Origin of the sequence: Tessaracoccus sp. OH4464_COT-324 (genome assembly GCF_003932855.1) — a bacterium.
GTDB lineage: Bacteria > Actinomycetota > Actinomycetes > Propionibacteriales > Propionibacteriaceae > Arachnia.
Genome location: NZ_RQYZ01000029.1, coordinates 23,819 through 36,440, shown reverse-complemented (window position 1 = coordinate 36,440; position 12,622 = coordinate 23,819). Strand labels below are relative to the sequence as shown.

The 12,622-nt window shown below is 62.1% G+C and carries 9 protein-coding genes and 1 pseudogene; 6 read left to right on the top strand and 4 right to left on the bottom strand.

Annotated elements, in window-relative coordinates; all coding sequences use genetic code 11:
• From EII42_RS11590 to glnA, 3 genes and pseudogenes are all read right to left on the bottom strand, one after another.
• A pseudogene (locus tag EII42_RS11590) lies at positions 1-343 on the bottom strand (DDE-type integrase/transposase/recombinase); the annotation flags it as partial.
• Positions 344-1,134: 791 nt separating this feature from the next.
• On the bottom strand, positions 1,135-4,443 hold the full coding sequence (locus tag EII42_RS11585; RefSeq protein ID WP_125172302.1) for an NACHT domain-containing NTPase: 3,309 nt from the start codon (positions 4,441-4,443) through the stop codon (positions 1,135-1,137).
• Positions 4,444-4,502: 59 nt separating this feature from the next.
• Positions 4,503-5,924 carry a type I glutamate--ammonia ligase gene (gene glnA / locus EII42_RS11580; protein WP_125172307.1) on the bottom strand — a complete coding sequence of 474 codons (1,422 nt, stop codon included), beginning with the start codon at positions 5,922-5,924 and terminating at the stop codon, positions 4,503-4,505.
• 182 nt (positions 5,925-6,106) lie between these two features.
• On the opposite strand from glnA, the gene EII42_RS11575 reads away from it, so the two are divergent.
• Positions 6,107-6,514, top strand: coding sequence for an RDD family protein (locus tag EII42_RS11575; RefSeq protein ID WP_125172306.1), 408 nt, complete (start codon positions 6,107-6,109; stop codon positions 6,512-6,514).
• Positions 6,515-6,519: 5 nt separating this feature from the next.
• Positions 6,520-7,860 (top strand): PQQ-binding-like beta-propeller repeat protein, encoded by a 1,341-nt coding sequence (locus tag EII42_RS11570; protein ID WP_125172301.1) that lies wholly within the window; start codon positions 6,520-6,522, stop codon positions 7,858-7,860.
• On the opposite strand, the gene EII42_RS11565 is transcribed toward EII42_RS11570, so the two are convergent.
• Complete coding sequence (locus EII42_RS11565; protein ID WP_233558384.1) at positions 7,857-9,062, bottom strand: AAA family ATPase; 1,206 nt, start codon at positions 9,060-9,062, stop codon at positions 7,857-7,859. The two genes, EII42_RS11570 and EII42_RS11565, sit on opposite strands and share 4 nt — an antisense overlap.
• Between EII42_RS11565 and EII42_RS11560 the strand changes: the two genes are divergently transcribed.
• Genes EII42_RS11560 through EII42_RS11545 form a run of 4 tightly spaced genes read left to right on the top strand, consistent with a single transcriptional unit; the run spans position 9,061 to position 12,558 of the window.
• Entirely contained in the window at positions 9,061-10,008 is a 948-nt protein-coding gene (locus EII42_RS11560; RefSeq protein ID WP_125172300.1) for a metal ABC transporter substrate-binding protein, read from the top strand. The two genes, EII42_RS11565 and EII42_RS11560, sit on opposite strands and share 2 nt — an antisense overlap.
• On the top strand, positions 10,005-10,742 hold the full coding sequence (locus EII42_RS11555) for a metal ABC transporter ATP-binding protein (protein ID WP_125172299.1): 738 nt from the start codon (positions 10,005-10,007) through the stop codon (positions 10,740-10,742). The genes EII42_RS11560 and EII42_RS11555 overlap by 4 nt, the downstream gene beginning before the upstream one ends.
• Entirely contained in the window at positions 10,739-11,662 is a 924-nt protein-coding gene (locus tag EII42_RS11550) for a metal ABC transporter permease (RefSeq protein ID WP_125172298.1), read from the top strand. Before EII42_RS11555 ends, EII42_RS11550 begins: the two co-directional genes overlap by 4 nt.
• The gene (locus tag EII42_RS11545) at positions 11,659-12,558 is read left to right on the top strand and encodes a metal ABC transporter permease (RefSeq protein ID WP_125172297.1); all 900 of its coding nucleotides are present in this window, start codon (positions 11,659-11,661) and stop codon (positions 12,556-12,558) included. Before EII42_RS11550 ends, EII42_RS11545 begins: the two co-directional genes overlap by 4 nt.
• The last annotated feature ends 64 nt before the right edge of the window (positions 12,559-12,622 follow it).

The window sequence follows — 12,622 nt, the reverse complement described above, 5'->3', positions numbered from 1 at the left end:
TGAAGGCCCAGCCCTCGACCAACGTGCGGTGAAAACGTTCGATCTTCCCGCTGATCTGAGGCCGATACGGCCTGGAGCGGTTGTGGGCAATGCCCAGTTCGACGCAGGTGCCGCAGCAAAAATGGGGACCGGTAGCAGCCGCCGCTATCGGTTGACCGTGATGCTTCGGGCAGCGAATCAGGCGAGCGCGCGAACGAGTACGGCGGTCGCGGTGCGGACGGTCTCGCCCGCGGGCCTCGACGTAGGCGACCAGCGAGTAGCCGTCAATGACGGCGTGCAGGTAGCACGTCCCGACCGGCAGCAGGGCCAGAGACTCCTTGGCCGCACTCGTCCGAGCCGACATGACTACACAGTTACGGAAGCCTCTTGCCCGCGCCCGACGTAGCACCAGCCGCAGCCTGATCCTCAAGCCCATGAGCCTCTTCACCAGACGGGTCAGGGGTCTCGCCTGGGCTGGCGCAGGGGGCGCGATGACCTGCCAAACACGCCCGCCGCGTTCTGGCCACGCTAACGTCTCGACCACTTCTGCGCAGACTTACGGGACACGTCATAACGCCCAGCCGCCCCAGCTATGGATCAGCCCCCGCTCGACCACGACCCGGGCCAGCCTCAGTCGGGTTCGTGATATCAAAGCAGCCTTCGAACGGGCAGTGCGGGACACGAAAGCTTCCTCGACGGAGGTGCTGGCTTCTATACAGCCCCAACTTCACCACAGGAGGCCCTCGTCTCACACGCCCGCACCACACGAACCACACCAACCCGACCGGACATCACACCTAGATGCTGCTCCCTTCGCTGAGGGCCCATACTTATCCGCGACCAGCGCGGTCTCGCCACCTTCAAGGAAGTCCGCTTTCCACCGCCAATTGAGTGCTCGGACACTTCTCTCGGTGAGCAGCCTCAGCAATCGATATCTCGCCGGCCAGGACACCGGGCACGACCCTGATCTTCTTTCCCCGCCGGAATCACCGGTGGCCTACCCCTGTCTGACTCTCTCACAATCTACACAGCAGCCCTGCCGCTAAATCTGATGCGGGGCAACTCCAATCAAACTCTCACTGACAGGGCCCCCAACCTACCAGAACTCAAGAAACAGCAACACAACGTGCAGGTCAGATCTAAAAGGCAAAGAACCTACTCGTTGGAGTCCTGAGGGATGTTTAATGAATCCTGTTGGTCAAGATACTCTGGGAGGAGGTTTCGCTCCCACAGTAGTCTGTCTATTCTTTCTTTGGTGATCGATGCCGTCTCGGAATTATACTGTGACACTATGCGATACCCGAAAAAGATGAATTTTGGCAGGAAGCTATTGGGGATATCGGAAAAGTCCAGCATTTCGGCCAATGCGCTAGTTCTTAGGCGGGACTGGGGAGAGCATACTAGAGGGAGGCTTGCCAATATTTCTTCAATTGCGGAGCCTGTTGTCGGTTCGGATGAGTCAGAGAGAGGGCTGAGTGAAAGCTGTGCGCGAACGATTCTCGAATACCCAAGCCAAAATTTTCCGGAAGCAGTGCTGGGGAAATCATGCTGAATTGCTTCGCCCCATGGGGCGCAATTAAGTGCTTGGGCTACCAGGTTTGAATCAAACTGTGCATTGAGGTTAAGGGAAGAGCGAATCAGCGTTATAATCGAGGAAGGTGTGGGGTGGGTGGACATGAAGCGCAGTGCTTGGTCAGCCAATATCGCTTGGGTCAAAGAAAGATTCTTCTTTTTCCTGTAGCGGTTGATAACTTCTTCGGCAAAATCTGCTAGTAGGTCTATGCTATCGCGGCTCTCGTGTACTTCAGCATGTGCTGCACCGAAATCGATGCTCGCAGCTTCTGCAACTAGACATTCGCTGAAAAGAGGCGGGAGCTCGCGTTGCTGCGTCAAAGCTGTAAAAGCCACGCGCAGGCTGGTCGCATGGCATATGCTGCTTGCGTTTATATCGTTACAGGACAGATCCAGGTCGTCTGTTTGGAGAATTATTTGAGTTTTGAGTGGTGAAGATGGCTTCCTTGAGTGTGCAGTTTGCCAGGCTTCGGGATTAGCCCTGTATAGCTCAAATGCGACCCGAGAACACAAACATTCAGAGTTTTCGTTCGTGCTGTGTGGAAAAGAGCAGATGTGATCCAAAGTGTCGTAGAGGTCGTTCCATTCTGGGGCACCGAGAGGGGTGGCAAACAAAGGAAACTTCAAGGGGGATTCGTTCTCAAGGATCTTAACTATCTGTCTCTTGGTTATGGCGTTCCAGTTCTTGCGAGCGATCGCTGCTATGTGAATGATCCGGGCTTCATTTGAATATTGCGCGATGCTGTTAAAAGCTTGAGGGTCGTATGATCCGCGTTCAATGAGTGTGTTTAGTATCCAAGGAAGGGCGGTTGGTAGTTTGTGTTTTTTTGCTGAGTTAATGAGGGCAGGCAGGACGGAGGTTATTCTCAGGTCTATCGCGTCAAACCAGTAGTTTGACTGGATGGCAAGCTCGGCGCAATGTTCCCGGAGTTCTTCTTCGTCTATGCGACGAGCTGCTCTAAAAAGGGCCTGGTAGTATTTCTCTCCAGAAAAGCTTTCGGAGGTTCGTGTTTCCAGAAAAACTATCACTGCTCGAAGCGCTTCCTGCGACAGGAAATCGAAGCATTGGTCCAGCGCTTCTTGCCAAGCAGGTGAAAGTACTGCTCTTGACATGGCTGACTTCCATTTGCCTTGCTCCTCTATCATATTTGAAAGCTGTCGAGCTACAAGATTCTCGTGGAATCGTCGGTGAAGCCAGCGGACTTGCTGGTGTGTGTCTCCAATCGGCTCTAACGCTCCGTGTGGGATCAGCATGCCTGTTTGGTAAAGGTCGATGCTGTCCCCGTTGTCGGAGCTACCTAGTTCTGCTATACGTATAGTGTCTGTCCAGCTCAGATGGCCCTGGTGTTTCGAGTGTGCCATTTTCCAGGCGGTTATGAGGGCGGTCTGCCGCAGTTTAGCGATTTTTTTTACGTCTATAAGTTGAAGGCTTGGGGCTTTCCAAGGTGCTCTGAAGAAATGGTCAATAAATCGATCAATAACTCTCGCTGGTGTTTGGGGAATATGATCATAATGTGCGAGTAGGCAGACTGCTCCCAGTATTAGCGGGTTCTCCATAACTGCTGCGATTGATGAGTTCTGCAGAGAAGTCTCGAAGCGCTTTCTAGCCAGCTCAGACTTAGACGCTTCAAACCATGAATTGGCAAAATGTAACTGTTGTTCTGTTGCCAAGGGCAACATGGCAAAATGTCCATCTGCCTCCTTCCAGGGGGAGGTGTAGCCCGCTATACGTGATGTCACTAACACGGTATGGCCGTCCCGTGCAAGGGCGAGGGCGCATTCGCGGGCTGCGGAGTATCCGGCAGCTGAAATTACTTCGTCAAGGCCATCAAGGGCAATGAGCGCCTTGTCGTGGGTGAGGTAAATATCGCTCAAAGACTCAGCATCATTGTGTTTAATAGCAATCTGTGCAAATTTGGCAGCAGCTAGTATGACTGCTTGATTTCGTGAACTGAGCGATTGAGTTTGGTATATGTGGTCTAGATCCTCTAGTCGTGCAAAGATCAATGGTCTCTCGCTGTACTGCTCTTGTAGCAATATCCCTTTGGCTAGGGTTGTCTTTCCGCTTCCTGGGTCTCCTAGAACGATATATAGGCCTGGCTTAGTAGCCAAGGTCGCCGAGTCAACAAGGCTTCCGCTATGGAAGAAGGAGTCCAAGTATAGGCGACGCGAGGCAAAATGCTGAAAGTCATGCTCGCCTAGCAGGGCGATTTGAAGGTTTTCGCACAGATCAGAGACTGTAAACTTGACGGGGTAGTAATCTGGAAGCCTTTTAAGTTGGAGTAGGGTTGCGCTGCATATTTCATGCCATAGCGCTGTCAGCTGTTCCCTCTTGCGAGTATTTTGACTTCTGGATGAGGATATTAATTGCTCGATTCTAGTGGTCGAAGCCAGCAGAGAGTTGAGTATTTCAACCGTTGCTACGGTTCTGCCCTCAGGGAAGGTCCTGTACCATCGACTCACTAGAGCAGCAGCTTCATGGTTCAAGGCTTTCAAGTATTCAAGCTCATCGTGGCTGAATGATGAGTGGTCGTTTAGCTTATTTTTAGGTATTCCTTTGTCGAGTATAAGTTTGCTAAGAGCCTCAGCGGAGAATGCCGCGGCCTTGGTGAGATCACCTGGTGACTTATCGGAGAGATGTTCATAGGCTTCGCAGAGGGTTGCTTCGGCCCATTCTGCGATGTCCCTCTTGTTTGGAAAATCTCTTAGAAGTGGTCCGGTGGCTAAGGTGTGGGCTGCTTGAGAAACTAGCTGGGTGACTTGTAAATCTGAAGTCGAAGATACCTCGAATACTGTTCGTACCAACCAGTCATATCCAGCGGCGGAAGCCGCGGCCCGTAGAAGATGACGAGCGAGTGTGATCCGTGGTTTTGCTCCAGGTATATATGTCATCACTCTTCCTGCCGGGTTTGTCAGCTCACTCTTGGCGACTTGCTAGGGAGACACAGGTGTCACAGCGCGTAGTACAGCTCGAACTCGTAGGGGTGGGGGCGTTGCGCGATCGCGGTGATCTCGGCGCGCTTGAGTTCCACCCAGGTGGAGATGAGGTCCGGGGTGAACACGTCGCCTGCGAGCAGGAACTCGTGGTCGGCTTCCAGCGCGTCGAGCACCTCGCCCAGGTTGCCGGGCACCGTCGGCACCTCGGCGTGCTCGTCCGGGGGCAGCTCGTAGAGGTCTTTGTCGACCGGGGCCAGCGGCTCGGTGCGGTTCTGGATGCCGTCCAGTCCCGCGAGCAGCATCGCGGAGAACGCCAGGTAGGGATTCGACGACGGGTCGGGGCAGCGGAACTCCACCCGTTTGGCTTTGGGATTGGCGCCGGTGATCGGGATGCGGATGCAGGCGGATCGGTTGCGCTGGGAGTACACGAGGTTGACTGGGGCTTCGAACCCGGGGACCAGCCGGTGGTAGGAGTTCACGCTTGGGTTGGTGAACGCCAGGAGCGCGGGCGCGTGCGCGAGCAGCCCGCCGATGTACCAGCGGGCCACGTCGGAGAGGCCGGCGTAGCCGTCCGCGTCGTAGAACAGCGGCTTCCCGGACTCCCACAGAGACATGTGACAGTGCATGCCGGAACCGTTGTCACCGAAGATGGGTTTCGGCATGAACGTGGCGGTTTTTCCCGCGTGCCACGCGGTGTTTTTCACCAGATACTTGAACTTCATCACGTCATCGGCGGCGGTGAGCAGCGTGTCGAAGCGCCAATTGATCTCGGCTTGGCCCGCGGTGCCGCACTCGTGGTGGGCGCGCTCCACCTTGAGGCCGGAATTCTGCATGTGGCGCACGATGTCGTCGCGCAGATCGCCGAAGTGATCCACGGGCGCCACCGGAAAATAGCCGCCCTTGTACTTCACCTTGTATCCACGGTTTCCGCCGTCCTCAATGCGTCCGGTGTTCCAGGCGCCGGCTTCGGAATCGATGTGGTAATAGGAGCTGTTCGGGCCGGTTTCGAAGCGGATGTCGTCGAACACGTAGAACTCGGCCTCGGGGGCGAAGTAGGCGGTGTCGGCGATTCCGGTGGACAGCAGGTAGGCCTCCGCCTTGCGGGCAATGTTCCTTGGATCTCGGGAATAGGGTTCCTTGGTCAGCGGGTCGTGGACGAAGAAGTTCAGGTTGAGGGTCCTGGACTTGCGGAATGGGTCGAGGTAAGCGGTGGTCGGATCTGGCAAGAGCGTCATGTCGGACTCGTGGATCTTCTGGAAGCCCGCGATCGACGAGCCGTCAAAGCCCAGCCCGTCCACGAACACCGCCTCGTCAAAGGCTGCAGCTGGGACCGTGAGGTGCTGCATCACGCCGGGCAGGTCGCAGAATCGGACGTCGATCGTCTCGATGTCCTCGGTGGCGATGTAGGCCAGCAGCTCGGACGCGTCTCGGAACATATCCATTCCACCCTTCGGTGCGGTTTTACTCGCTCAACATAGCCCGTCGACGGTGGGCTGCTCGCGTGCCCGTCCAGGGCTGAGCCCAGCCTACGTCGGATCCAGCGGGTGGGCGAGTCGGCGACGCGGGCCGCGGCCGGCCACGCTCGGCTTCGCGAGGCGGTAGGCTTCCGGGGGTGGAGATGGAGTATCCGGGTTCTTTCCTTGGGCTGCCGGAAACGGGACGTGGCTCGCTGGCGAGCTGGGGTTCGCGGATCGGGGCGCTGCTGATCGACTGGCTCGCGTCGATGATCGTCGCGCTGCTGATCTTCGGCACGGATGTGCTCTGGGGTTCGGGCTGGCGCAGCTTCATGATCCTCGCCGTGTTCTTCGTGCAGTCGGCCGTGCTGACCACCGTGGCAGGAGGCTCCTTCGGGCAGCTGCTTTCCGGCGTCGGGGTGGTGCGGGTGGATGGAGGGCCGCTCGGCCTGTGGCGGCCCGCGTTGCGTTGCGCGGTGAAGTGCCTGGGGCTGCCGCTGATGGTGATCGGTGCCGAGCGTCGGCACCTCGTCGATATGCTGTTTGGTACGGTTGTGGTGAGGCGGAGGTGAGCCTGATGAAGTACGCAGACGATGCCGAGGAGGGCTACCCACCCGTCGCGACGACTGCGCGGCCTCGGCGCGCCCAGGCGGTCGAGCGGCGCCACCGGTGGTGGCTCGTGCTCCCCATAGTGGCGGTGCTTGCGGCGGCGGGCATTTGGTGGTTTTGGCCGACCTCCGGCGAGTTCACGCTGCGGCGGGAGCCGGCGGTGGATCTGCCCGACGCCCCGCGGCCCAGCGGCGAGTGGGTGACTGCCGCGCAGCCGGTGCCGGGCGGCGTGGTGACGGTTGCGCGGGCCGAGTCCACTCAGGTGACGCTGCTCATCGACGGCGAGCAGCGCTGGCAGCAGAGCTACATCCTGGATGTCGACTGGCGCAGCGTCACCGTCCTGGACGCCAGCGAGGCCGGGGCCTACGCCCTGTACTTCTCGACGGTGGCGGTGGGTGCCGAGCCCAGCGGGCCGCTGGGCGCGGGAGACAAATCCCAGGTGCTGTGGGTGGGCTCCTCCGACGGGGCGGAGCTGAGCCGGAAGGACTGGCCGGCGCACCGCGCTCCCGTGTCGTCGGCCGACGGCAGGCTCTACAGCATCGACCTGCGCAACGGAGAGCTTGCCAGCTGGATCGACCTGGACGAGCAGCGCTGGAGCTACCAGCTGCCGGATTTCCATCGGGGGGACCCCCAGCCGCGTATCCACCGCAACGGGTCGGTGCTGGCCGTCACGGCGGATACGTCGAACGATCAGCGGGTGGATGCCCTGGTGGAGCGGGAGTCCGGCAGGCGGGTGCCGTGGCAGATCGGGGGAGTCACCTACCTGACGAACGACGCCCTCGTCGGCGTGACGAGTGACAGTATCAAGGGCTTTGACTGGTCCTCGGGCCGCCAGAGCTGGACCAGGCCCTGGGCGGGGGAGGGGATCCGTGTCTCGGGTGGGGAGTTGTTCCTGTCCTCGCAGGCGCCGAGCGGCGAGGTGTCCGTGGTCGCCATCGACACCGCTTCGGGCAAGCAGCGCTGGAGCCAGGCGCTTCGGGGCGCGCAGTGGATTGACGTGGTCGGCGACAACGTCGTGGTGCGCAGCAATGAGGAGATTTTCGTCGGCGAGCTGGCTAGCGGCGACGGGCGTTGGCTGCCGAGCGCGCCCGGGCAGAGCGCGGCGCTGGGACGGGACCCGATCGTCGCGCGCACGATGTACTACTGCGTGGGGTTGGACGAGAACGGCCTGGTGGTTACCGCCCGCAGCCTGGCAGACGGCGCCGAGCTGTGGACCGCGCGCCCGGACGCGGCCTTCCTAGACGATGTCGGCGGGCTGCTCTGGGGCACCGGGTCGGATGAGAACCGTGCGTACCGGCGGTTCGGCTAGCGCCTGCCCCAATCCCAGGCGGGGCGGTCAAGTAGGCCCTGACCGGCAACGATGGTTTCTCCGCAATCCTTCGCGAGTTCGATCCGGGTGCCGCCGAGCTGTTCGGCCAGTTCGGCGGAGTGCGTGACCACTACGACCTGGGTGCGCTCGGCTGCGGAGCGAATCAGGTCGGCGAGTGTGGGTAGCAGGCTGGGGTGCAGGCTGGCTTCGGGCTCGTTGAGCGCAACCAGCGCGGGCGGGCGGGGGGTGAGCAGGGCCGCGAGCAGCATGAGATAGCGCAGGGTGCCGTCGGACAGCTCGGCGGCGCTCAGCGCGCGCAACATTCCGGGCTGGCGGACCTGCACGTCGAACAGGCCCTGGGCGGAAATCACCGAAAGCTCGGAGCCGGGGAAGGCGTCCGCGAAGTGCGCGAACAGCTCGCTGGGATCGGATTCGATAATCGTGCGCAACGCTGCGGCCAGGTCGGCTCCGTCGTCGGCGAGCCGGAATGTTCGGGTGCCCACCCTGGGCTGGCGGGCGGGCGCGCCGGCGTCGACGCGTAGCGAGTCGTAGAACCGCCAGCTTGCAAGGTTGTCACGCAGGGCGCTGAGTTCGGGGGTTCTGGTTTCTAGCACCGAATCGAAGGCGGCCAGGCCGGAGAGTTCCGTCGGGGGCTCTACGAGCCTCGCAAAGCCGCCCGCGCGGCTGGCGATCATCGTCGAGGGCCGACGAGTGGGCCCCAGCCAGACCTCCTCGCGTTTGATCTCCGGGTCGCGGTCGAAAAGGGTGTCGCCCTGGGAAGGGGAGGGCAGGCCGATGTCCAGCAGCAGGCTCGTGGGGCCGCCGAGCCCGATTCGCAGGCTCACCGCTCGGGTGCGGAGCGTGCCCTGCGCACGACCCGTTCGCCGGGCGGAGCCGAGGTGCTCCGGGCCGGCCCACAGGGCCGACGCGAGGCCGCCCTCGCGGGCCAGGCTGGCGATCAGCTCGCCCCGCCCGGCGGCCGAGAGCAGGCGGAGAGCCTTGTAGAGGTTGGACTTTCCCGCACCGTTGCCGCCGGTAATGACGCTCAGCCGGCCCAGCTGTACCACGACGTCGCGCAGGGAACGGTAGCCGGCGATGGCGCAGGTGGTGAACATGGGGCGAAGGTAGCAGATGCCGCTGAGACGGATAATGATTACTCCACCTTGCGCTATTCGCAAGGCCGAATCTAGGATGTCGGCCATGCGAAATCTAGATCACAAGTTCCCGCGCCGGGCGGTCGTCGCCGCCCTCGCGGCAGGAGCCCTGCTCGTTGGCTGCTCGGCACAGCAGTCAGCCGGAGACGACGTCCTTGACGTCTATGCAACCACTGGCTACCTCGCCGATGCGGTGGCCAACATCGCGCCCGATGCCCGCGTCACCACGATGGTGGGCCCTGGTGGCGACCCGCACACCTACCAACCCTCCACTCAGGACATCGAGAAGATGCGCTCCGCCGACGTGGTGCTGTGGACGGGTTTGCACATGGAAGCGCAGATGATCGACCAGCTCCGCGGGCTCGGCGATAAGCAGCTCGAAGTGGGCACCAAACTCGACCCGGCGAAGCTACTCGACTGGCCGGAGCCCGATGAGGCCGGCAACCCGCTGAAGGATCCGCACATCTGGAACGACCCCGAGGTGTGGAGCGACGTGGTGACCGCTGTCGGGGAGAAGCTTGGCGAAGTGGACAAGGACAAGGCTAAGACCTACGCCGACAACGCGGCCGCCTACCGAGGCAAGATCGCCGATACGGCCAAGAAGGCGAAGGATGAGCTGGACAAGCTGCCGGCATCCAATCGCGTCCTCGTCACCGGCCACGATGCGTTCAACTACTTCGGCCGTACCTTCAACCTTGAGGTGCACGCTACTGACTTCGTGTCCTCCGAGGCGCAGCTCTCGGCCGCCGAGCTCAGCCAGCTGGCTTCGATGATCGCCGAGAAGAAGGTTCCGGTGATCTTCCAGGACAACCTGGCCAACCCCCAGGCCATCGAAAGCCTCAAGGAGGCCGTGCGTTCCAAGGGTTGGGAGGTCGAGGTTTCCGACAAGGCTCTCTACGCTGATGCGCTCGGCGACACGGCCGGGGTGGACACCTACCTGGGCGTCCTCGAATACAACGCCAAGACCGTGGCACAGGCGCTGGGCGGCAAATGATGTTCTGCAGCATCGAAGGGCTCAGCGTGGCCTACCGCAACGCCCTACCGGTGCTCATCGGGGTCAACCTTGAGGTGGGGCCGGGGACGCTGTTGGGCGTCATCGGCCCCAACGGGGCTGGTAAATCCACCCTGATCAAGGCGGCCCTCGACGTCGTGCCGCGGCTCGCCGGGGAAGTTAGCTTCTTCGGCGAGTCGCTGGCGCGCGTGCGCAGCCGGATCGCGTACATGCCGCAGGCCGCCAGCATCGACTGGGACTTCCCTACGACGGTGCGCGGCGTGGTGCAGATGGGCGTGCCCCACGACCGGGGCTGGTGGCGTCGCCCCAGCGCAGGGTCGCGGGCACTGGCCGACGCTGCGATGGAACAGTGCGGCGTACTCGACCTGGCCGATGAGCAGATCGGCGAACTCTCCGGCGGGCAGAAGCAGCGCACCTTCCTGGCGCGCGCGTTGGCCAGCCAGGCGGAGCTCTACTTCATGGACGAGCCCTTCCAGGGGGTTGACGCCCCCAGCCAGCGCACCATCATGCGGGTCCTGCACGAAGTGCGCGACGCCGGCGCCAGCGTCGTCGTCGTGCACCACGACCTGAGCAGCGTCCCCGAGCTGTGCGACGAGGTGCTCCTGCTCAGCCGGAGTGTAGTGGCTCAGGGGACGGTCGAGGAGGCTTTCACCACAGAGAATATCGCCCGGGCCTACCAGGCCCACGACCCCGTAGATCTTGTGGCGGCCTCGTGAACCCGATCGAATTCTTCTCCGACCACACGTTCCGGATGGTGTTTCTGGGCACCAGCCTGATTGGGCTGATCGCCGGTTCCTTGGGGTCTTTTGCTTACCTGCGCAAGCAGTCCCTGATCAGCGACGTGGTGTCCCACGCCGCGCTGCCCGGGGTGCTCGGGGCCTTCTGGGTCGCCGTCGCGTTCTTCGGCGACGGGCGCAACATGGCCGCGCTCATGGTGGGCGCGATCGTCGCGGGCGTCGCGGCCATGTGGTGTGCGGACATCATTGCCCGCCGGACCAAGCTGGGCAGCGACGCGGCGATGGCGATTGTGCTCAGCACGTTCTTCGGGCTGGGCCTGATCATCATGCAGTTCGGGACCCGCAGCGGCCAGAGCGGGCAGGGCGGCGTGCACAGCTACCTGTTCGGCAACGCGTCGACGCTGACCGTTTCCGATCTGCTGACCGCGGCCGTCGTCGGGGTGCTGGGGCTGGTTGTGCTGCTGGTCTTCGGGCCGGCGCTCAGCGCGCGCACCTTCGACCCCAAGTTCACCGAGGTGCGGGGGCTGCCCGTCAAGCTCCTCGACTCGATCATCTTCGTGCTGATAGTGGTGGCGACCGTGGTCGGGCTCAAGGCAGTCGGCCTCGTGCTGATGGTTGCCTTCGTGGTGACGCCGCCGGCGGCGGCCCGGCAATGGGTGCGCACCGTCCCCGGCCTGTTCGTGGTCTCCGGCCTGCTGGGCGCCCTGGCCAGCGGCGCGGGCGCCTACCTGTCCATCACGCTCGGCAAGGTGCCCACCGGCCCGCTGATCGTCGTGCTGCTGTTCGGCGTCCTGGTCCTGTCCCTGGTTTGCGCGCCGCGCCGCTCCGTCGTGGTGCGGGCCATCAACCGGGCGCGCCTGCGTCGCAAGCTGAGGGCCGATCTGGGGGTGGCGGCGTGAGCCTCATCGCTAGTGTGTTGTTCCTGGCCGTGGTGACCGGCCTGGCCTGTTCGCTGCCGGGCGGATTCTTGGTGCTTCGACGCCGCTCCATGCTGGTCGACGGCGTGAGCCACGCGGTGCTGCCCGGCGTCGTCGTCGGCTTCTGGCTGACCCACGACTTCCGATCCCCCCTGTTGATCGTCGGGGCAGCGCTGGCCGGACTCATCGTCGTGGCAGGCAGCGAATACTTGGCCCACACGGGGTTGATCGGTGGAGATGCCTCGCAGGGCCTGGTATTTCCGGCGCTGTTCAGCCTGGGCATCATCCTGATCTCGATGAAGTTCGGCCACATCCACCTCGACGCCCACTCGGTGCTCGTCGGAGAACTCAACTACGTGGCTCTTGACCAAATCGTGGTGGCAGGGGTTCCGATTGGGCCGCGTTACGCCATCGTGATGGCGGTAGTGGGGCTGGTCAACCTCGCCTGCATCTTGGCCTGTTTGCCGGCGCTAGAGGCGGCCACTTTTGACCCCGGCTTCGCGACGGTTCGGGGTCTGCCGGTACGCTGGTTGGCCACGCTCATCGCCTTCCTCACCACGGTAACCGTCACAGCGGCCTTCTACGCCGTCGGCGCTGTGCTGGTGATATCCCTGATGATCGTGCCCGCCGCGACGGCGACGCTATTTGCCCGTTCGATGCGGGAGCTGCTGTTGCTTAGCGCTTGTTTCTCGGCGCTCGGCGCCTGTGTTGGCTTCTGGGCTGCTTACGTCGTCGACGCCCCAACGAGCGCGGGGATGGCCGTCGGCTACGGACTGTTGTTCGCCATGGCTTTGGGAGCTAGCAAGTTGGTTGATGGCAGCCGGGGTGCACGGGGAGCGAGCGGAGCATCGGTTGACTGTGTCGGGCAGCCGAACTGAATGAGTGTCTGCGAACCGGGGCCGCAGTAGGAGGGTCCTTCTGGGTGGGCGAGTTTGCTGGGGC

Coding starts and splice junctions, on each gene's coding strand:
- EII42_RS11585 (WP_125172302.1), bottom strand. CDS start 4,443: ATGACATATATACCTGGAGCAAAACCACGGATCACACTCGCTCGTCAT.
- glnA (WP_125172307.1), bottom strand. CDS start 5,924: ATGTTCCGAGACGCGTCCGAGCTGCTGGCCTACATCGCCACCGAGGAC.
- EII42_RS11575 (WP_125172306.1), top strand. CDS start 6,107: ATGGAGTATCCGGGTTCTTTCCTTGGGCTGCCGGAAACGGGACGTGGC.
- EII42_RS11570 (WP_125172301.1), top strand. CDS start 6,520: ATGAAGTACGCAGACGATGCCGAGGAGGGCTACCCACCCGTCGCGACG.
- EII42_RS11560 (WP_125172300.1), top strand. CDS start 9,061: ATGCGAAATCTAGATCACAAGTTCCCGCGCCGGGCGGTCGTCGCCGCC.
- EII42_RS11565 (WP_233558384.1), bottom strand. CDS start 9,062: ATGGCCGACATCCTAGATTCGGCCTTGCGAATAGCGCAAGGTGGAGTA.
- EII42_RS11555 (WP_125172299.1), top strand. CDS start 10,005: ATGATGTTCTGCAGCATCGAAGGGCTCAGCGTGGCCTACCGCAACGCC.